Origin of the sequence: Bradyrhizobium sp. SZCCHNR1051 (assembly GCF_032489615.1) — a bacterium.
Classification (GTDB): Bacteria; Pseudomonadota; Alphaproteobacteria; order Rhizobiales; family Xanthobacteraceae; genus Bradyrhizobium.
In genome coordinates this window covers 145,167-163,713 of record NZ_JAUEYJ010000018.1, presented here as the reverse complement: position 1 = coordinate 163,713, position 18,547 = coordinate 145,167, and the positions used below count along the sequence as shown (strand labels likewise).

The 18,547-nt window shown below is 64.6% G+C and carries 20 protein-coding genes and 1 riboswitch; of the genes, 15 read left to right on the top strand and 5 right to left on the bottom strand.

Going from position 1 to position 18,547, the window contains the following annotated elements; translation table 11 throughout:
* Positions 1-50 precede the first annotated feature (50 nt).
* Positions 51-557 (bottom strand): MarR family winged helix-turn-helix transcriptional regulator, encoded by a 507-nt coding sequence (locus QW868_RS22500; RefSeq protein WP_315740539.1) that lies wholly within the window; start codon positions 555-557, stop codon positions 51-53.
* A gap of 77 nt (positions 558-634) precedes the next feature.
* Between QW868_RS22500 and QW868_RS22495 the strand changes: the two genes are divergently transcribed.
* The 8 genes from QW868_RS22495 to QW868_RS22460 all read left to right on the top strand — a co-directional run bounded on the left by QW868_RS22495 (position 635) and on the right by QW868_RS22460 (position 8,403).
* Positions 635-1,858 (top strand): cytochrome P450, encoded by a 1,224-nt coding sequence (locus tag QW868_RS22495; protein ID WP_316160801.1) that lies wholly within the window; start codon positions 635-637, stop codon positions 1,856-1,858.
* Positions 1,859-1,866: 8 nt separating this feature from the next.
* Positions 1,867-2,190 (top strand): 2Fe-2S iron-sulfur cluster-binding protein, encoded by a 324-nt coding sequence (locus QW868_RS22490; RefSeq protein WP_316160802.1) that lies wholly within the window; start codon positions 1,867-1,869, stop codon positions 2,188-2,190.
* Positions 2,191-2,260: 70 nt separating this feature from the next.
* Positions 2,261-3,481 carry an ABC transporter substrate-binding protein gene (locus QW868_RS22485; protein WP_315813564.1) on the top strand — a complete coding sequence of 407 codons (1,221 nt, stop codon included), beginning with the start codon at positions 2,261-2,263 and terminating at the stop codon, positions 3,479-3,481.
* A 261-nt stretch (positions 3,482-3,742) separates the two neighbouring features.
* Positions 3,743-4,912, top strand: a complete 1,170-nt coding sequence (locus QW868_RS22480) for an ABC transporter substrate-binding protein (RefSeq protein WP_315740535.1) — start codon at positions 3,743-3,745, stop codon at positions 4,910-4,912.
* Between the two features lie 145 nt (positions 4,913-5,057).
* Positions 5,058-5,975 carry a branched-chain amino acid ABC transporter permease gene (locus tag QW868_RS22475; RefSeq protein ID WP_315740534.1) on the top strand — a complete coding sequence of 306 codons (918 nt, stop codon included), beginning with the start codon at positions 5,058-5,060 and terminating at the stop codon, positions 5,973-5,975.
* Positions 5,972-6,919 carry a branched-chain amino acid ABC transporter permease gene (locus QW868_RS22470; protein ID WP_315786362.1) on the top strand — a complete coding sequence of 316 codons (948 nt, stop codon included), beginning with the start codon at positions 5,972-5,974 and terminating at the stop codon, positions 6,917-6,919. Before QW868_RS22475 ends, QW868_RS22470 begins: the two co-directional genes overlap by 4 nt.
* Positions 6,912-7,682 carry an ABC transporter ATP-binding protein gene (locus QW868_RS22465; protein WP_315740532.1) on the top strand — a complete coding sequence of 257 codons (771 nt, stop codon included), beginning with the start codon at positions 6,912-6,914 and terminating at the stop codon, positions 7,680-7,682. The genes QW868_RS22470 and QW868_RS22465 overlap by 8 nt, the downstream gene beginning before the upstream one ends.
* A gap of 16 nt (positions 7,683-7,698) precedes the next feature.
* Positions 7,699-8,403, top strand: a complete 705-nt coding sequence (locus QW868_RS22460) for an ABC transporter ATP-binding protein (RefSeq protein WP_316231544.1) — start codon at positions 7,699-7,701, stop codon at positions 8,401-8,403.
* 344 nt (positions 8,404-8,747) lie between these two features.
* Here the strand turns inward: QW868_RS22460 and QW868_RS22455 are convergent, their stop codons facing one another.
* Positions 8,748-9,083 (bottom strand): hypothetical protein, encoded by a 336-nt coding sequence (locus QW868_RS22455; RefSeq protein WP_316231530.1) that lies wholly within the window; start codon positions 9,081-9,083, stop codon positions 8,748-8,750.
* 220 nt (positions 9,084-9,303) lie between these two features.
* Positions 9,304-9,405: riboswitch (guanidine-I (ykkC/yxkD leader) on the top strand.
* Between the two features lie 74 nt (positions 9,406-9,479).
* On the opposite strand from QW868_RS22455, the gene QW868_RS22450 reads away from it, so the two are divergent.
* The 5 genes from QW868_RS22450 (at position 9,480) to QW868_RS22430 (ending at position 14,033) form a co-directional block, all read left to right on the top strand.
* Complete coding sequence (locus tag QW868_RS22450; protein WP_316231529.1) at positions 9,480-10,550, top strand: putative urea ABC transporter substrate-binding protein; 1,071 nt, start codon at positions 9,480-9,482, stop codon at positions 10,548-10,550.
* 151 nt (positions 10,551-10,701) lie between these two features.
* Complete coding sequence (locus QW868_RS22445) at positions 10,702-11,523, top strand: ABC transporter permease (protein ID WP_315740529.1); 822 nt, start codon at positions 10,702-10,704, stop codon at positions 11,521-11,523.
* Positions 11,523-12,296: an ABC transporter ATP-binding protein gene (locus QW868_RS22440; RefSeq protein ID WP_315813561.1), complete on the top strand. Its 774-nt coding sequence runs from the start codon at positions 11,523-11,525 to the stop codon at positions 12,294-12,296. Before QW868_RS22445 ends, QW868_RS22440 begins: the two co-directional genes overlap by 1 nt.
* Positions 12,297-12,336: 40 nt before the next feature.
* Positions 12,337-13,542 carry an agmatinase family protein gene (locus QW868_RS22435; RefSeq protein WP_315757653.1) on the top strand — a complete coding sequence of 402 codons (1,206 nt, stop codon included), beginning with the start codon at positions 12,337-12,339 and terminating at the stop codon, positions 13,540-13,542.
* A gap of 122 nt (positions 13,543-13,664) precedes the next feature.
* Entirely contained in the window at positions 13,665-14,033 is a 369-nt protein-coding gene (locus tag QW868_RS22430; protein ID WP_315786399.1) for a hypothetical protein, read from the top strand.
* A 12-nt stretch (positions 14,034-14,045) separates the two neighbouring features.
* Here the strand turns inward: QW868_RS22430 and QW868_RS22425 are convergent, their stop codons facing one another.
* From QW868_RS22425 to QW868_RS22415, 3 genes are all read right to left on the bottom strand, one after another.
* A complete protein-coding gene (locus tag QW868_RS22425; RefSeq protein ID WP_316231528.1) occupies positions 14,046-14,300 on the bottom strand; it encodes a hypothetical protein in 255 nt (84 codons plus the stop codon).
* Between the two features lie 4 nt (positions 14,301-14,304).
* Positions 14,305-14,658 (bottom strand): PilZ domain-containing protein, encoded by a 354-nt coding sequence (locus QW868_RS22420; protein ID WP_316231527.1) that lies wholly within the window; start codon positions 14,656-14,658, stop codon positions 14,305-14,307.
* Between the two features lie 132 nt (positions 14,659-14,790).
* Positions 14,791-15,711, bottom strand: a complete 921-nt coding sequence (locus QW868_RS22415; RefSeq protein ID WP_316181244.1) for a helix-turn-helix transcriptional regulator — start codon at positions 15,709-15,711, stop codon at positions 14,791-14,793.
* Positions 15,712-15,820: 109 nt separating this feature from the next.
* Here QW868_RS22415 and QW868_RS22410 point away from each other — a divergent pair, with 109 nt between their 5' ends.
* Complete coding sequence (locus QW868_RS22410; protein WP_315773696.1) at positions 15,821-17,356, top strand: benzoate-CoA ligase family protein; 1,536 nt, start codon at positions 15,821-15,823, stop codon at positions 17,354-17,356.
* A gap of 339 nt (positions 17,357-17,695) precedes the next feature.
* Positions 17,696-18,499 (top strand): alpha/beta hydrolase, encoded by an 804-nt coding sequence (locus tag QW868_RS22405; RefSeq protein WP_315797799.1) that lies wholly within the window; start codon positions 17,696-17,698, stop codon positions 18,497-18,499.
* The last annotated feature ends 48 nt before the right edge of the window (positions 18,500-18,547 follow it).

Genomic DNA, 18,547 nt, shown 5'->3' with positions numbered 1-18,547 from the left:
GATTGCCGCAGCGAACGGGTCAGCCGTTCGGCGGCTCCTGCCTGAGTGGCTCAGCTCGCGCCCGTGACGGCGTCGAGATTGTCGTGGATTCGGCGCAGCAGCGTGATCAGGACTTCCCGCTCATCCTTGTCGAGACAGGCAAGCAGACGCCGCTCGCGTTCCAGCGCGGCGATGATGACCTTGTCGTGCGTCGCGCGGCCCTTGGCCGTCAGCGAGATCGAATGGCTGCGGCCGTCCTCCGGATCGTTGCGGATCGCGATCAGGCCGCGGCCCTTCATCAGCGCCAGCGTACGGCTGACCGGCCCCTTGTCGAAGCCGATCACGCTGCAGATGCGCGAGGCCGGGATGCCCGGCTCGATCGCCAGCAGCGACATGATACGCCATTCGGTGACGTTGACGCCGAAATTGCGCTGATAGAACGCGGTGGCGCTGTTCGACAGCTTGTTGGCGATGAAGGTGATGAAGGCCGGCACATAGCGGTCGAGATCGAGCGTGAGGCCTTGCCCCTCAGCTTCGCGCGGCTGCGCCTTGCGCGGCGTCCCGGATTTCTCGCTCATGATCCCCAACGTCCATGCATCGCCACTCATACGGATACGAAAAGCCGCATGACAAGGCCAAACTTCGGGAGCTCCGCATGAACCCAACAGGTCTTTCCCCTGCTGCCGGTGTGGCGCCGGCCATCCCGCACCTCGCCATCGACCCGTTCTCGTATGAATTCTTCGACGATCCCTATCCCGCGCATCAGGAGATGCGCGAGGCCGGCCCCGTCGTCCATCTGGACGCGTGGAACGTCTACGGCGTCGCCCGCTACGCCGAGGTCTATGCCGTTCTCAACGATCCCCAGACGTTCTGCTCCAGCCGCGGCGTGGGCTTGAGCGACTTCGCCAAGGAGAAGCCGTGGCGGCCGCCGAGCCTAATCCTCGAGGCGGATCCGCCGGCGCATACGCGCACCCGCGCCGTGCTGAGCAAGGTGCTGTCGCCGGCTGTCATGAAGCGGCTGCGCGACGGCTTCATGGCCGCGGCCGAGGCCAAGGTCGACGAGCTCGTAGGCCGGGGCTCGTTCGACGCGATCCCCGATCTCGCCGAGGCCTATCCGCTGTCGGTGTTTCCCGATGCGCTCGGGCTGAAGCCGGAGGGGCGCGAGCATCTCATTCCCTATGCGAGCCTGGTGTTCAACGCATTCGGTCCGCCGAATGAGCTGCGCCAGCAGGCGATCGAGCGCTCGGCGCCGCACCAGGCCTATGTCACGGAGCAGTGCCAGCGCGACAATCTCACGTCCGGCGGCTTCGGCTCCTGCATCCATGCCTTCACCGATAGCGGCGACATCACGCCGGCCGAAGCGCCATTGCTGGTGCGCTCGCTGCTGTCGGCCGGGCTCGACACCACCGTCTACGGCATCGGTGCTGCCGTCTATTGCCTCGCGCGCTTCCCCGACCAATGGGCGCGACTGCGCGCCGATCCCTCGCGCGCCCGCAACGCCTTTGAGGAGGCCGTCCGCTTCGAGAGCCCGGTGCAGACCTTCTTCCGCACCACCACGCGTGACGTCGAACTCGGCGGCGTCACGATTCCCGAAGGCGAGAAGGTGCTGATGTTCTTAGGTAGCGCCAATCGCGACCCGCGCCGCTGGGAGCAGCCCGACGCCTACGACGTCACCCGAAAAGTCTCAGGCCATGTCGGCTTCGGCTCGGGCATCCACATGTGCGTCGGCCAGCTCGTCGCGCGACTCGAAGGCGAGGCGGTGCTGACGGCGCTCGCACGCAAGGTCGGGAGCATCACGATGAGCGGCGAGCCGAAGCGCCGCTACAACAACACGCTGCGCGGGCTGGAGAGCCTGCCGGTCACCTTTACTCCAGCCTGAGCTGTCCCATGACCACGATCACTTTCATTCATCCCGACAACCGCAGCGAAAGCGTGGAGGTCGAGGACGGCGCCAGCGTCATGCTGGCGGCGCTGACCCACGGCATCGACGGCATCGTCGCCGAATGCGCCGGCAACGCTGTCTGCGCCACTTGCCACGTCTATGTCGACGACGCCTGGACCGGCAAGCTCGATCCCGTGTCCGACGATGAGGATGCGCTGCTGGACGGCACCGCCGCCGAGCGAAGGCCGAACAGCCGGCTGTCCTGCCAGATCAAGGTGCAGCCGGCGCTGGCCGGACTGGTGGTGCGCATTCCGGATCGGCAGAGCTGATTTCGCAACTGGAGACGATCTCCAGTCGCAACGACAACAATCAAACAAGCAACACACGGGGAAGGACATCATGAAGCAGCTGAATTCGTGCGCGCTGGCGCTGGTCGCAATATTCTGCCTTGCAGGCGCGGCGCGGGCCGGCGAGATCTCGGACAATGTCGTACGCGTCGGCGTGCTCAACGATATTTCCGGCATCTTCCAGGACACCAACGGCATGGGCTCGGTCGAGGCCGCGCGCATGGCGGCGGAGGATTTCAACGGTGGCGGTAAAGGCATCAAGGTCGAGATCGTCTATGCCGATCACCAGAACAAGGCCGATGTCGGCTCGGCGATCACGCGCAAATGGCTCGATGTCGACAAGGTCGACGCCGTCGTCGACGTGCCCAACTCCGCGGTCGGCCTCACCGTCAACGAGCTGCTGCGCAACAGCCGCATGACGTTCCTGGCCTCGTCCACCGCGAGCTCCGATCTTACCGGCAAGGCGTGCTCGCCCAACACCATTCAGTGGGTCAACGACGCCTGGGCGACCGGCAACACCACGGCAGCCGCGATGATGGGCCGCGGCGGCAAGGACTGGTACTTCATCACGGTCAACTACGCGCTCGGCCAGGGCATCGAGGCGGAGGCCACCAACTACATCGAGAAGCACGGCGGCAAGGTGCTCGGCTCGGCCAAGCATCCGCTCGGCACGACGGACTTCGCCTCGTTCCTGCTGCAGGCGCAGGGCTCGAAGGCCAAGGTGATCGGGCTGGCGAATGCGGGCGGCGACACCATCAATGCGGTCAAGCAGGCGTCCGAGTTCGGCATCCAGCAGGGCGGCCAGTCGCTGGTCGCGTTCCTGCTGTTCATCAATGACATCCATGGCATGGGCTTGAAGGCGGCGCAGGGCCTGCAACTGCTCGAAGCCTTCTACTGGGACATGGACGACGATACCCGCGCCTTCGCCAGGCGCTTCGCGGCGCGCCCCGGCATGAACGGCAAGATGCCGAGCGGCAACCAGGCCGGCGTCTACGCCTCGACGCTTGCCTATCTCAATGCGGTTGCGGCCACCGGCAGTGACGATGCCAAGGACGTCGTGCCGCAGATGAAGACGGTGAAGGGCAAGGACAAGCTGTTCGGCGATGTGACGATCCGGGCCGACGGCCGCGTGATCCACCCGATGTATCTGTTCGAGGTCAAGAAGCCGGAGGAGTCGAAATATCCTTACGACTACTATCGTCTGGTCTCGACGATTCCGGCCGAGCAGGCGTTCCGGCCGATTGCGGACGGTGGTTGCGCGCTGGTGAAGTGACGCTCGTTGCGAGTGATACCGAGAGTATCGCAGCCGGCCGTGTCAGGCTGACGCGGCCGGTTCTGCTGTGCTGCAGTATCCTTAACAGGCACTATAGTTCTTGCCTTTGTCCATTTCCGGGAATTATGGTGCATGGATCGATGACCCGCAGGATGAGCACCGCGCGACGGATGCTGCGGCGAAACGCCGCCGCTGGTCGTGCTGCTGCGTGCCGGCGACGAAACAACGATAAGAACGATTTGCTTGAGGGGAGGGAAGACCATGAAGAGGTTCTGGCTGGCGGGTGCCGCGGCACTGCTGTTTTCGAGCACGGCCTTTGCCGGCGACACCATCAAGATCGGCTTCGTCTCGACGTTCAGCGGTCCGACCGCCGTGATCGGCAACGACATGCGAAATTCGTTCGAGCTCGCGCTCGACCATCTCGGCCGCAAGATCGACGGCAAACCGGTCGAGGTGATCTACGAGGACGACCAGCAGAAGCCTGACGTCGGCAAGCAGAAGACCGAGAAGCTGGTGCAGTCCGACAAGGTCGATTTCATCGTCGGCTACATCTGGTCGAACGTGCTGCTGGCGTCGCTGAAGACCGCGGTGGATTCCCAGACCTTTCTGATCTCGGCCAATGCCGGCCCGTCGCAGCTCGCCGGTGAATTGTGCTCGCCTTACGTGTTCTCGACCTCCTGGCAGAACGACCAGACGCCCGCCGCGATGGGCCTCTACATGAACCAGAAGGGCGTCAAGTCGGTGTTTCTGATCGGCCCGAACTATGCGGCCGGCAAGGACATGCTGGCGGGCGTGAAGAGCACCTTCAAGGGCCAGGTCGTCGGTGAGGAATACACGGTGTGGCCGAGCCAGCTCGACTTTTCCGCCGAGCTCTCCAAGGCGCGCGCCTCGGGCGCCGAATCCATCTTCGTGTTCTATCCCGGCGCTGCCGGCGTGCAATTCCTCAATCAATATTCGCAGGCCGGCCTCAAGGAGAAGATGCCGCTCTACACCGCCTTCACCGTCGACGAATTGTCGCTGCCGCTGCAGAAGGACAATGCGATCGGCGTGCCCGGCGCCCAGGAATGGGTCAACGACCTGCCGAACGAGCAGAACAAGAAGTTCGTCGCTGACTACCGCAAGAAATACACCGGCCTGCGTCCGACCTACTACGGCGCCCAGGCCTATGATGCGGCGCAGCTGATCAACAGCGCCGTGGTTGCGGTCAAGGGCGACACGTCCAAGAAGGACGCGATGAAGGCCGAGATGGAGAAGGCCAACTTCAAGTCGCTGCGCGGCTCCTTCAAGTTCGGCAACAACCACATCCCGATCCAGAACTTCTACCTGCAGGACGTGGTCAAGGACGCCGACGGCCAGCTGTCGCTGAAGATGGTCGCCACCATCGTCGAGAACGACCAGGACCGCTTCCACGACAAGTGCCCGATGAAGTGAGCGGAAAGAATTCCGAGCCAGGGGACGAAACAGGCCTGGAATTTGCTTGAAGCTTAAAACATCTCCGGCCTAAGATCGGGATGGACATGGCGGCAGCGCCTGGAACGGGTTCTGCCGCCGTCTTTTTGAGCGTGAAGTGAGGGGCATGCTTCTCGTCGTCGAACAATTCCTGAACGGGCTGCAGTTCGGACTGCTGCTGTTCCTGCTGGCCGCCGGCCTGACGCTGGTGTTCGGCATCATGGACCTCGTCAACCTCGCCCACGGCTCGCTCTACATGATGGGCGCCTATTTCGCGGCGACCTTCGTGGCCTGGACCGGCAGCTTCGTGCTCGGCGCGGTCATGGCGCTCGGTGCCACGCTTCTGCTCGGCATCGTGCTCGAATTCACGGCACTACGCCATCTCTATGGGCGCGACCATCTCGACCACGTGCTCGCGACGTTCGGCCTGATCCTGTTCTTCAACGAGGCCGTCCGGCTGATCTGGGGCCCGGCGGGACTGGCGCTGCCGCTGCCGTCCTGGCTCGCCTTCCCGGTCACGATCCTGCCCGGCATCCAATATCCGGCCTATCGGCTTGCGATCATCGTCGTGGCGTTGCTGGTGGCGCTTCTGCTCTATCTCGGCGTGATGAGGACGCGGATCGGCATGCTGATCCGCGCAGGCGCCTCCAACCGCGAGATGATCGGCGCGCTCGGCATCAACATCAAGCTGCTCTACACGTTGGTGTTCGGCCTCGGCGCCGCGCTCGCCGGCCTCGCCGGGCTCATGCAGGCGCCGATCCTCACGGTGCAGATCGGCATGGGCGAGAACATCCTGATTCTCGCCTTCGTGGTGATCGTGATCGGCGGCATCGGCTCGATCCGCGGCGCCTTCATCGCGGCGATCATGATCGGCCTGATCGATACCATGGGCCGCGCCTTTCTGCCCAATCTGCTGCGCCAGGTCCTGAACTCGGCCGCGGCCTCCACTGCGGCGCCGGCGATGTCGTCGATGCTGATCTATCTCCTGATGGCGATCGTGCTGGTGGCGCGGCCTGAAGGTCTGTTTCCGGCCAACCGCAGATGAAATCCTCGCTCAACGTTTCGACCATCGTGGCCATCATTGTCGTGGCCGGCCTGGTGCTGCTGCCGGTCTATTCGAACCTCTCCGGCAATATCTTCATCCTTACGCTGTTCACCCGCATCGTGATCCTGGCGCTGGCGGCCGTCAGCCTCAACCTGATCATGGGCTATGGCGGCATGATGAGCTTCGGCCATGCCGCCTATCTCGGCATCGGCGGCTACGCCGTCGGCATCCTGGCGCAGGAGGGCATCGGCTCCGGTTATGCACAGTTCGCGGTCGCCATCGCGGTTTCGGCGCTCTACGCGCTGGTCATCGGCGCGCTCTCCTTGCGTACCCGCGGCGTCTATTTCATCATGATCACGCTGGCCTTTGCGCAGATGGCCTACTACGTCGCGTCCGGCCTCGCCCGTTACGGCGGGGATGACGGGCTCACCGTCTACAAGCGTAGCGATTTCGGTGGCCTCATCAATCTCGGCAACCGCGTGCAGTTCTATTATCTCTGCCTGTTCTGCCTGCTCGCCGTCGTCGTGCTGGTCTGGCGCATCGTCAATTCGCGCTTTGGTCTCGTGCTGCAGGGCCTGCGTTCCAACGAGCAGCGCATGCAGGCGATCGGCTTCCCGTCGAAGCGCTACAAGCTGGCCTGCTTCGTCATCGCCGGCATGCTGTGCGGGCTGTCCGGCGCGCTGCTCGCCAACAACACCGATTTCGTCAGCCCTGCCGTGATGTACTGGACCCGCTCCGGCGACCTCATGGTGATGGTCATCCTCGGCGGCATGGGCACCCTGATGGGGCCAGTCGTCGGCTCGGTGGTGTTCCTGGTGCTGGAAGAGGTGCTGTCGCAGATCACCGAATATTGGGCGCTGATCATGGGGCCGCTGCTGCTCCTGATCGTGCTGTTCGGCCGCGGCGGCATCATGGGCATGCTCGGGAGGTTGAACCGTGGCTGAACCTCTGCTTCGCGTCGACAATCTCGTGCGCCGGTTCGGCGGCATCGTCGCGACTGATCACGTCTGTCTCGACGTTGCCAAGGGCGAGATCCACGCCATCATCGGGCCGAACGGCGCCGGCAAGACCACGCTGATCAGCCAGCTCACCGGCCACCTGGCGCCGCATGCGGGTCGCATTTTCTTAGGGGGCCGCGACATCTCGCATTTCCCCGCCTATAAGCGCAGCGCGCTGGGGCTGGCGCGTTCGTTCCAGATCACCTCGCTGCTGACCGACTTCACCGCGGCCGACAATGTCGCGCTTGCGGCGCAAGCCCATGACGGCAAGCACTCGTTCCGTTTCTTCGCCGCCGCGCGCAAGGACAAGCCGCTGCGCGCCGCCGCGCACGCCGCGCTGGAGCGCGTCGGTCTCGGCCATCGCGCCGACGTGCTGGTGTCGAAGCTCAGCCATGGCGAGCAGCGCGAGCTGGAGCTCGCGGTCGCGCTCGCGACCAAGCCGCAGCTCCTGCTGCTCGACGAGCCGATGGCCGGCCTGGGGGTGACCGAGTCGCAGCGCATGGTGAAGTTGCTGAACGAGCTGCGCAAGGAAGTGTCGATCGTGCTGGTCGAGCACGACATGGAGGCGGTGTTCGCGCTCGCCGACCGCATCTCGGTCCTCGTCTATGGCCGCATCATCGCCTCGGGCAAGCCGGACGAGATCCGGCAGAACGAGGAGGTCAAGCGCGCCTATCTCGGCGATCAGCATGTGGTGGTCGGCCATGGTTGATCTGGGGACAAGCGCCATGCTGCTCGAGGTCGACGGCATCGAGACCTGTTACGGCCTGAGCCAGGTCTTGTTCGGCCTGTCGTTGGCGATCCGTCCCGGCGAGATGGTCTCGCTGATGGGCCGCAACGGCATGGGCAAGACCACCACCATCCGCTCGATCATGGGTCTCACCCAGGCCCGCGCGGGGACCATCCGCTTCAGCGGCCAGGAGACGCGGCGGCTGCCATCCTACAGGATCGCGCAACTCGGCATCGGCCTGGTGCCGGAGGGACGGCAGATCTTCCCGAACCTCACGGTCACTGAAAACCTCGTGGCGGCCTCGACCAACCGGCTCGGCGCGGCCGATCCTTGGACGCTCGAGAAGATCCACGCGCTGTTTCCGCGGCTGGCCGAGCGCGGCAGCAACATGGGCAATCAGCTCTCCGGCGGCGAGCAGCAGATGCTGGCGATCGGCCGCGCCCTGATGACCAACCCGAAACTCCTCATTCTCGACGAGGCGACCGAGGGTCTGGCGCCGTTGATCCGAGAGGAGATCTGGAACTGCCTGTCGCTGCTGAAATCGCGCGGGCAGTCGATCCTGGTGATCGACAAGAATGTCGGACATCTGACCCGCATCTGCGACCGCCACTACATCATCGAGCGTGGCCGCACCGTGTGGCACGGCACGTCGGAGCAACTGATGGCCGAGCCGGAGCTGCAGCACCGCTATCTGGGGATTTGAGGGCGGCGCGCTGCCGGCTATTCTGACGTGGAAGCGGATTGACTCAAATCAAGATCGCGTCGGGCGTTGGGGCGTAGATTTTGATAGTTGCCCCGACATGCGCTGATTTTTCGCATTGAGGCGCGGCTTGGACGGGATTATTTTTCCAGGGTAGTAGCTTGTTTTTCCTTTTATCAGAGGTTGAACAAATGCGTGCACCTCGTATTCGAATCGAATCACCACAGAAAGCCGTGGCCGGCCTGCGCGGCTTCTGGTCTGTTCATTCCGACCTTGAGACGGGGCTGTGTCTCGCCTTCATGCTGATCGTCGGAATCATCGTGAAAATGACACCGCCACTCTAAACCTCAGCGATGGAACGGGATGTACTTCTGGTACTCCTTCGGCACCCGGCTGCGATAGCGCGACGGCACGGTGCCGCTGCGCAGGGAGTCCTCGACTTCCTTGCGCGTGCTGGTCCTCGTCCGCTTCTTCTTCGGCGCGGTCGCCTCGCTGGCCGGCTTGGCGTCGCCGGGCTTTTCGGTCGAGGCGGCTGGTGCGGGAGTGGCTGTCGGGGTGGGGCTCGCGGCGGGAGCAGGTTGCGCCGGCGCATCGGGAGCGGGCGCGCTCTGCGCGAAGGCTGCATCGGCGGCGAGGCTGAGAGCCAGAATGGTTGCCAATGCGATCCCGGAAGACCTGATCATATCAACGAGACTCCAAGTCACTGCGACTGACGTGCCTGCCTGATGATGTCGCCCCCGTGCACCAGACGGTTCATGCTGTCGTTGCATGACCGGCGTCGGCTGACGCGCCACCTCGCCCAAGAAGAATTCTGAGTGCCGAATTTTTGAGCACAGCGTGCCGCCGGTTCCGTTGAATCGCAAGCATTTTTCCCTGGCACGCGGATTGCTCCTCTCGTTGCTCAGAGTTGGCAGCTAGGGTTCCGGTTCTCCATCGAGAATGCTGGTCCGAGAGCAGCCGCCAGGGGAGAGCCCTGGTGCACGGCGGGATAAAAACCCGGGAGACCTCAGTGGCCGCGCTTGGCAGGCACGAGGTTCTTCATGCCAGTCCGCGGTCAGAAAACCGATGAGGGACTGGACATGGGAAAAGCGCGAAATCTGTTTGTTGCACTGCTCGCTGCATCGACGCTGGCGACCGCATCGCTGTCGCCAGCGTCAGCTGAGAAGAAGAAGGAATTCAATATCGCCTGGACGATCTATGTCGGCTGGATGCCGTGGCCCTATGCGGCCGAGTCCGGCATCGTCAAGAAATGGGCCGACAAATACGGCATCTCGATCAAGATCACGCAGATCAACGACTACGTCGAGTCGATCAACCAGTACACCGCCGGCAAGTTCGACGGCGTCACCGTCACCAACATGGATGCGCTGACCATCCCCGCTGCCGGCGGCGTCGACACGTCGGCCATCATCATGGGCGACTATTCCAACGGCAATGACGGCGTGGTGCTGAAGAAGGGCAAGACCATGGCCGACATCAAGGGCCAGAAGGTCAACCTCGTCGAGCTCTCGGTGTCGCACTATCTGCTGGCGCGCGGCCTCGAGACCGTGAAGCTGTCCGAGAAGAACATCAAGACCGTCAACACCTCCGACGCCGACATCGTCGCCGCTGCGAAGTCGCCCGACACCACCGCGGTCGTGACCTGGAATCCGCAACTCCTGGAGGTGAAGGCCGAGCCGGGCGCGACGCTGGTGTTCGACTCCAGCAAGATCCCCGGCGAGATCGAGGATCTCCTGGTCGTGAACAGTGCGACGCTCAAGGATAATCCCGAGCTCGGCAAGGCGCTGACCGGCATCTGGTACGAGACCATCGCGCTGATGAAGGACCAGAGCGAGAAGGGCAAGGCCGCGCGCGAGGCGATGGCCAAGCTGTCGGGCACCGATCTCGCCGGTTTCGAGACCCAGCTCAAGACCACGTTCATGTACTATGAGCCGAAGGACGCGCTCGCCTTCATGACCGGACCGGAGCTGCCGAAGATCATGGATCTCGTGCGCACCTTCTGCTTCGATCACAATCTGCTTGGCGAGAAGGTGAAGTCGAAGGACGCGGTCGGCATCTCCACGCCAACGAAGGCGCTGGGCTCGGCCAGCAACGTGAAGCTGCGCTTCGATCCGACCTTCATGAAGATGGCGGCCGAAGGGAAGCTCTGACCGTGTTCCCGCCGGGCAACCAGTGTCTCCCCTCATCCTGAGGAGCTTGCGCGAGCGCAAGCGTCTCGAAGAATGACGTCCGGATCGGGGCCTCATGGTTCGAGACGGCGCTGGCGCGCCTCCTTTCAATGAGGAATGACGGAGTCTGTCGATGCCGCGTGCCATGAACGTCGTTCCGAACCGGGGCAGCCGGCTGTTGCTGGCTCTGTTGCCGTTCCTGCTGATCGCGCTGATCTACGTGGTCGGATCGGCGCAGCGGCGCGCGGACAATCCCGACGACAAGCTGCTGCCGCCGGTCTCCGAGATGGTCGCGACCTCCAAGCGGCTCGCGACCGAGCCTGATCGCCGCTCCGGCGACTACGTGCTGTGGTCCGACACGGCGGCGAGCCTGCAGCGCCTCGCGCTCGGGCTCGGCATCGCGGCGGTGATCGGGCTCGTGCTCGGACTCGCCATCGGATTGCTGCCGGTGGCCGGCGCCGGCTTCGGCACGCTGGTCGCGGTGCTGTCGATGATCCCGCCGATGGCGGTGCTGCCGGTTCTGTTCATCGTGTTCGGGCTCGGCGAATTGTCCAAGGTGGTGCTGATCGTCATCGGCGTCACGCCGACGCTGGTGCGCGATCTCTCACTCGAGGTGCAGGCCATGCCGCGCGAGCAGCTGATCAAGGCGCAAACGCTCGGCGGCTCGACCTGGCAGGTCGCGATCCGTGTCGTGTTGCCGCAGATCATGCCGCGCCTGATCAAGTGCCTGCGGCTGATGATCGGCCCGGCGTTCCTGTTCCTGATCTCGGCGGAGGCCATCGCCTCCGACGTCGGGCTCGGCTACCGCATTTTCCTGGTCAGGCGCTATCTGTCGATGGACGTGATCTTGCCCTATGTCGTCTGGATCACGCTGCTCGCCTATCTGTTCGACCTGGCCTTGGTGTGGATCGGCCGGCGCGCGTTCCCCTGGGCATATGACGGCGGAGCGCGCTGATGAGCACGCTGTCGTTCCGCAACGTCTGGGTCGAGTACGGCAACCAGGTCGTGCTCGAACGCATCAACCTCGAGATCGCCTCCGGCACCTTCCTGTCGATCGTAGGCCCCTCCGGCGCGGGCAAGAGCACCTTTCTGCGTCTGATCCTCGGCCAGGAGAAGCCGACGCAAGGCGCCGTGCTGCTCGACGGCCAGCCTTTCCCGGCCGAGCCGGGGCCGGACCGCGGCATCGTGTTCCAGCGCTACTCGGTGTTTCCGCATCTGACCGTGCTCGGCAACGTGCTGCTCGGCTATGAGCTCGCGGCGAGCCCGTTCACGGCGCGGCTGTTCGGGTCGGCGCGCAAGGAGGCGATGGAGAAGAGCCTCGCGCTGATCGAGGCCGTCGGCCTGGCCGAGCATCGCGACAAATATCCAAGCGCGTTGTCCGGCGGCATGCAGCAGCGCCTGGCGATCGCGCAGGCACTGGCGAAGCAGCCGCGCGTGCTGCTGCTCGATGAGCCCTTCGGCGCGCTCGATCCCGGCACCCGCGCCCAGATGCATGCGCTGATCAAGCCGCTGTGGCGCGAGCACAACATGACCATCGTGATGGTCACCCACGACATCAAGGAGGCGTTCGGCCTCGCCACGCGGCTGATCGCACTCGACCGGCCGCGCAAGGATCCGCAGGCGCCGGAGCGGTTCGGCGCGCGCATCACTTACGACCTCGATCTCACCCGCGACAGCGCCGTGCCCGTGCTCGGTTTCATCCGCGCCAGCGTGCAGGCGGCGCAATAGTCAGTTCAAGAAATGTCGAAAGAAACGAAGGAGAGTCTTCATGTCATTCCCATCCATGCGCAGGTCACGCCGTGCCGGCTTGCAGCCGCAGCGCCAGAGCATGCGCCGCCACCATCCGGACTTCGACAAGATGGCCACCCAAGGCTGGCAGGCGCTGGAGGCCGAGGGCAAATTGCCAAGCAACGGCTGGCGCAAGGAGCGGCAATGGGCGCTCGACATGGGCCTGCCCGGCGCCGACAGCCTGACCGATCGCGAGATCCCGACCTTTGCGCGCGGCGAGCTGCCGCATTTCGCCGGGATCAACACCTTCATGAAGGCGCCCTATGTCGAGAACGTCCGTGACGTCGCCAAATACGACGCTGCCGTGATCGGCATTCCCTTCGATTCCGGCACCACCTATCGCCCCGGCACCCGCTTCGGGCCGCAGGGCATCCGCCGCATCTCCGCGCTCTACACGCCCTACAATTACGAGCTCGGGGTCGACCTGCGCGAGCAGATGACCCTGTGCGATGCCGGCGACGTCTTCACCATTCCCGCCAACCTCGAAAAGAGCTTCGACCAGATCAGCCGCGGCGTCGCGCATGTGTTCTCGTCCGGAGCGCTGCCGATCATGCTCGGCGGCGACCATTCGATCGGCTTCCCCTGCGTGCGCGGTATCGCGCAGTGTACCGACAAGCGCATCGGCATCATTCATTTCGACCGCCACATCGACATCCAGGAGAAGGATCTCGACGAGCGCATGCACACCACGCCCTGGTACTGGGCGACCAATTTGCCGAACGTGTCGCCGACCAACCTGGTGCAGCTCGGCATCGGCGGCTGGCAGGTGCCGCGCGAGGGTGTCGAGGTCGCGCGCAAGCGCAACACCAACGTCCTCACCATCGCGGACATCGAGAAGATCGGCCTGGAGAAGACGGCGGAGATCGCGCTCGAGCTGGCCTGGAAGGATGCCGACGCGGTCTACATCTCGTTCGACGTCGACTCCATCGACTGCGGCTTCGTGCCCGGCACCGGTTGGCCCGAGCCCGGCGGCTTCCTGCCGCGCGAGGCGCTCAAGCTGCTCGGCCTCGTCGCCGCCGAGGGGCTGTGCGGGCTCGAAGTGGTCGAGGTCTCGCCGCCCTATGACACCTCGGACATCACTGCGCTGATCGGCGTCCGCGTCGTGGTCGAGGCGCTCGGCTCGATGGTCGCCCATGGCAAGCTCGGCAGCCACAAGCACATCATCAACAAGCCGGTCAGCTATTGAGGCCCGCGATGCGACATCATCACCACCATCACGGCCATGATCACCACGCGCATGATCACGACCATCATCATGACCATCCGCCGCACGGCCCCGGGCACAACCATGCGCACGGGCGCGCACCGGTGCAGTGGCAGACGCCGCACCAGCCGGAGGGCGCCAAGCCGGTCGCGGTGACCGAGCCCGACCTCGACAAGGTCGAGGCCGCCTTCGTCGACGGCTTCATCGCCGCCCCCGATCCGACCAGCTTCCTGCGGCTGGCGCGCATCCCGTTCGAGATCCTGCGCGATGGCGCCAGCCTCAAGCTGCTGCGGGTGGAGATCGACGCGCTGACCGATGTCGGCAGCCTGACGCCGCATCTCGGCGGCGGCACCTTCCGCTACGATCCGCTGCCGTCGAATTTCATCTCACGCCGCCGCCGCCTCCGCTTCATCTATTTCGACGGCGCCGGCCTGTTGCCGCTGACCTATGCGGAGCTGCGGGAGATCGAGTGACCAGGTCAGAACTCAAGGCAGCGGCGTTCGCTTGAGCACCGCTGCAAGCGCCTCGAAGCGACCGGTGACTTCCGGCAGCACGAATGCGCGCACGGTCGAGGCCGCCGCGACGCCGATCACCAGCACGATGACATATTGAGCGGCGAGCAGCAGCGTGACGCGCCGGAGCCAGTGCGATCGCGGGCGCTCGGCGGTGCGCGCCGCGACCGGCGGCGGCGCATCGGAGGCGATCAGCCAGTCGTCGTGCTCTTGCGAGGATTCGGACATTTGCTCAGTGCCCCGAGAGCAATTGCTCGAGGCGCGATTTGAGCTGCCTGTTGGCGCGCTCCTTCAGGCGCAAGGCGCGCGCCGTTTCGAGATCGATCACCTCGCCATCGTCGTGATGGAAGGCGAGGCCGGCGCCCGCGCCGTCGCGCCACACCATCTGCGCCGGTCGTGACCATCCGCGCCGTTCGATGCTGATCTCGACGCGGTCCGGCAGCAGCACGCTGCCCTCGAACTCGACCTTGACGCCGCGGTGGTTGAAATTGCGCACGACGCAGGCCAGCGTCGAGCAGCCTGAATTGAAGGTCAGCACGCCGCCATAGTAGACGCGCTGGCGAGCTTCACGACGACGATTTTGCATCCCGCGTCCTCCAGTGACTTAACGATTGATTAAGCAATCGGAGGGTGTGTGGCGAGTCTCGCCGGTATTGAAATGTGGGTGGTGGTTAATGCGTACCGGACGCTTGCGGCGCGATCGAAGTCGCAGGACGTCTCACGCCCGCGCGAACATCCGGGCGTCGCCCGTCAGCACCGGCTGCACGGCATCGCTCAGCCGCACAGCGGCCGCCTCGACCGACAGCCCCGCCGTATCGACCACCGCATTGGCCCTTGCGTACAGCGGCTCGCGGCTCGCCAGGATGTTGCGCAGCTCGGCCATCGCCGAGCGGTCGTCGGCCATCGGCCGCAGGTCACCTTGTTTGCGCACACGCCCCATGTGCTCCTCCGGCTCGGCCTTGAGCCAGATCGTGTAGAACGAGGTCAGGATCAGGTCGAAGGTGACCGGCTCGGAGACGATGCCGCCGCCGGTCGCCAGCACCATCGGCTCCTTGCGCGCGAGCAGTTGCACCAGGGCGGCCTGCTCCATCCGGCGAAAGCCTTCCTGGCCGTAGAGCGCGATGATCTCGGCAACCGAAAGCCCGTTCTGCCGCTCGATCTCCTTGTTCAGCTCGACGAAGCTCCAGCCGATCCGCTCCGCCAGCATCTTGCCCAGCGTCGACTTGCCGGCGCCGCGCAGGCCGATCAGCGCAATGCCTGAGAACGAACGCCGCAATGGCGCCGATGCGCTGCCGGCAAGCAGCTCCTTGACCTCCGCGATCTGGCTCGGGGTCGCCTTCTTCAGGAGATCGCGAATGACCGGCCAGTCCGGCGATGGCTCGCCGCCGGGGATGATGTCGTCGAGCGGCGCGTTGATCGCATTGGCGATCCGGCGCAGCAGCACGATCGAGACATTGCCCTTGCCGCTTTCGAGCTGGGCGATGTAGCGCTCGGAAATCCCGGAGACCTCGGCCAGCACCTTGCGCGACATGCCGGCGAGCCCGCGCATCCGCCGCACCCGCTGGCCCAGCTGGTCGAGGAAATCGGTCTCGGCCGCGGACTGGCCGTCGTCGCGCGGGGCATCGCTGTGTGGCGTCATATCCCTGAGGTACTCTTTTGACCAGGAAACATAATGCCGAGGAGGATTGACAGCAAGCGATGTTGGTGGCCTTGTATGAATTATAATTCAAAAATCCGGGGAGAATGCCGTGAAGTCGTACAATGCGGTATCGTGGTTGCTTGACCGCAATGTCGAGGCGGGGCGCGGCGACAAGCTCGCCTACACGGACACGGTCTCGGAGCTGACCTATCGCGGTCTGCAACAGCAGACCTGCCGCGTCGCCAACATGCTGCGCCGCCTTGGCGTCCGCCGCGAGGAGCGCGTGGCGATGATCATGCTCGACACGGTGGATTTCCCCGCGGTGTTTCTCGGCGCGATGCGCGCGGGCGTCGTCCCGGTGCCGCTCAACACGCTGCTGACCTCGGAGCAATACGCCTATGTGCTCGCGGACTGCCGCGCCCGCGTGCTGTTCGTGTCCGAGGCGCTGTATCCGGTCGTGAAGGACATTGTCGGCCGGATGCCGGATCTCGATTGCGTCGTCGTGTCCGGCGCCAATGCCTTCGGCCACAAGCTGCTCACCGAGGAGCTCGCGCGCGAGAGCGATCAGTTCGACACGGTCGCGACCCACGAGGATGAGCCTGCGTTCTGGCTGTATTCATCCGGTTCGACCGGCATGCCCAAGGGCGTGCGCCATCTGCACGGCAATCTCGCCGCGACGGCCGAGACCTATGCCAGCCAAGTGCTCGGCATCCGCGAGAGCGATGTCTGTCTGTCAGCCGCAAAGCTGTTCTTCGCCTATGGCCTCGGCAATGCGCTGACCTTCCCGCTGTCGGTCGGCGCAACCACGATCCTCAACTCCGAGCGCCCGACGCCGGCGCTGATGTTCAAGCTCCTCAACCGCTACAATCCGACCATCTTCTACGGCGTGCCGACCTTGTTCGCCGCGATGCTGCACGATGAGTCGCTGCGCCATGAGAAGGCCGGCAGCGCTCTGCGCATCTGCACCTCGGCCGGGGAGGCGCTGCCGGAATCGGTCGGCAATGCCTGGAAGGCGCGGTTCGGCGTCGACATTCTCGATGGCGTCGGCTCGACCGAGCTGCTGCATATCTTCCTGTCCAACGCGCCCGGGGACATCAAATACGGCTCATCGGGGCGCCCTGTGCCGGGCTATCAGGTTCGTCTTGTCAATGAGGCCGGCCAGGACGTGCCGGACGGCGAGGTCGGCGAGATGCTGGTGCATGCACCGTCCGCCGGTGAGGGCTACTGGAATCAGCGCCACAAGACCCGCTCGACCTTCGAGGGCTATTGGACGCGCACCGGCGACAAATATGTCCGCGACGCCGATGGGCGCTACACCTTCTGCGGCCGCTCCGACGACATGTTCAAGGTCTCCGGCATCTGGGTGTCGCCGTTCGAGGTCGAGAGCGCCCTGATCACGCATCCCTCCGTGCTCGAAGCGGCCGTGGTGCCGGAAGCCGATCCGGAAGGCCTGTTGAAGCCCAAGGCCTATGTCGTGCTGCGCCCGAGCGTCGATCGCTCGACCCTGCACGAGGCACTGAAGGAACACGTCAAGCAGAAGATCGGCCCGTGGAAATATCCGCGCTGGATCGAGGTGGTGGACAGCCTGCCGAAAACCGCGACCGGCAAGATCCAGCGCTTCAAGCTGCGCGAGGGGGCACATTAGCTGTCATTGGCTGTCATTCCCGCGCGCGCCGCAGTCGCGAACCCGGAAGCTCGACGTGGGTGAGATCAAGCGACAGACAATCTCAAGATTCCGGATCGGCCCAGCTTCGCTGCGCCGTCCGGAATGACGGGGCCGGGATATGTGCATGGTGACGCAACTCATCGCCGCGAACTCCGCTCGGCTCTCTCCCCCCTTGTGGGGGAGAGGTGGAGAGGGGGGTACCACGCGCGCCGGTGCGTGTGGCTTACCCCCCTCCCTAGCCCTCCCCCACAAGGGGGGAGGGAACGAGGGAGCGAGCTGCGGGAGCATTTTACATCACGTGCAGACGGAGCGGTCGCGATGGCGCTAGCTGCATCAGGCTTCCTCACCATCGACACCGCTCAACTCGAATATCGCTTGATCGGTCCGCAGCCATCCGACGCGCCATGCATCGTGCTGCTGCATGAGGGCCTCGGCTCGGTCGGCCTGTGGGGCGATTTTCCCGACAAGCTCCAACAAGCCACCGGCGCCTCCGTGTTTGCCTATTCGCGCGCCGGCTACGGCGCCTCAAGCCCGGTGACGCTGCCGCGGCCGCTCGACTACATGCAACGCGAGGCCCGCGATGTGCTGCCGAAGCTACTTGATGCGATCGGCTTCCAGCGCGGTCTCCTCGTCGGCCATTCCGATGGCGCCTCGATCGCGGCGATCTACGCCGGCGGCCGCGCCGATCATCGCCTCGACGGTGTCGTGCTGATCGCCCCGCACGTGATCGTCGAGGACGTCTCGGTCGCGTCGATCGCCGCTATCAAGACCATTTACGAAACCACGGAGCTGCGCGCCAAGCTCGGACGCTGGCACAAGGACGTCGACAACGCGTTCCATGGCTGGAACGGCGCCTGGCTCGATCCGGCATTCCGGGCCTGGGACATCACCGGCGACCTCGCCTACATCCGCGTCCCCGTCGCGGTGATCCAGGGCATCGACGACCAGTACGGTACCATCCGCCAGGTCGAGATCATCCAGGAGGAGTGCTACTGCCCGGTCGAGGTGACGATGCTTCCCAAGACCGGCCATTCCCCGCATCGCGAGTCGCCTGACGCCACCTTGCGGGTCATCGCCGAGTTCGCGGCCGCGACCTTGCCGGCCCCGGCATCACGAACATGAAACAAAGTGCATGTTTCGGCTTTTTGTCGTAGACGTCGGTCAAAACAT

Bases quoted from the DNA above. Each gene is read 5' to 3' on its own strand.
- QW868_RS22445 (WP_315740529.1), top strand. From the start codon at position 10,702: ATGCCGCGTGCCATGAACGTCGTTCCGAACCGGGGCAGCCGGCTGTTG.
- QW868_RS22480 (WP_315740535.1), top strand. From the start codon at position 3,743: ATGAAGAGGTTCTGGCTGGCGGGTGCCGCGGCACTGCTGTTTTCGAGC.
- QW868_RS22490 (WP_316160802.1), top strand. From the start codon at position 1,867: ATGACCACGATCACTTTCATTCATCCCGACAACCGCAGCGAAAGCGTG.
- QW868_RS22435 (WP_315757653.1), top strand. From the start codon at position 12,337: ATGTCATTCCCATCCATGCGCAGGTCACGCCGTGCCGGCTTGCAGCCG.
- QW868_RS22425 (WP_316231528.1), bottom strand. From the start codon at position 14,300: ATGTCCGAATCCTCGCAAGAGCACGACGACTGGCTGATCGCCTCCGAT.
- QW868_RS22475 (WP_315740534.1), top strand. From the start codon at position 5,058: ATGCTTCTCGTCGTCGAACAATTCCTGAACGGGCTGCAGTTCGGACTG.
- QW868_RS22450 (WP_316231529.1), top strand. From the start codon at position 9,480: ATGGGAAAAGCGCGAAATCTGTTTGTTGCACTGCTCGCTGCATCGACG.
- QW868_RS22460 (WP_316231544.1), top strand. From the start codon at position 7,699: ATGCTGCTCGAGGTCGACGGCATCGAGACCTGTTACGGCCTGAGCCAG.
- QW868_RS22495 (WP_316160801.1), top strand. From the start codon at position 635: ATGAACCCAACAGGTCTTTCCCCTGCTGCCGGTGTGGCGCCGGCCATC.
- QW868_RS22415 (WP_316181244.1), bottom strand. From the start codon at position 15,711: ATGACGCCACACAGCGATGCCCCGCGCGACGACGGCCAGTCCGCGGCC.
- QW868_RS22485 (WP_315813564.1), top strand. From the start codon at position 2,261: ATGAAGCAGCTGAATTCGTGCGCGCTGGCGCTGGTCGCAATATTCTGC.
- QW868_RS22455 (WP_316231530.1), bottom strand. From the start codon at position 9,083: ATGATCAGGTCTTCCGGGATCGCATTGGCAACCATTCTGGCTCTCAGC.
- QW868_RS22405 (WP_315797799.1), top strand. From the start codon at position 17,696: ATGGCGCTAGCTGCATCAGGCTTCCTCACCATCGACACCGCTCAACTC.
- QW868_RS22500 (WP_315740539.1), bottom strand. From the start codon at position 557: ATGAGCGAGAAATCCGGGACGCCGCGCAAGGCGCAGCCGCGCGAAGCT.
- QW868_RS22470 (WP_315786362.1), top strand. From the start codon at position 5,972: ATGAAATCCTCGCTCAACGTTTCGACCATCGTGGCCATCATTGTCGTG.
- QW868_RS22420 (WP_316231527.1), bottom strand. From the start codon at position 14,658: ATGCAAAATCGTCGTCGTGAAGCTCGCCAGCGCGTCTACTATGGCGGC.
- QW868_RS22440 (WP_315813561.1), top strand. From the start codon at position 11,523: ATGAGCACGCTGTCGTTCCGCAACGTCTGGGTCGAGTACGGCAACCAG.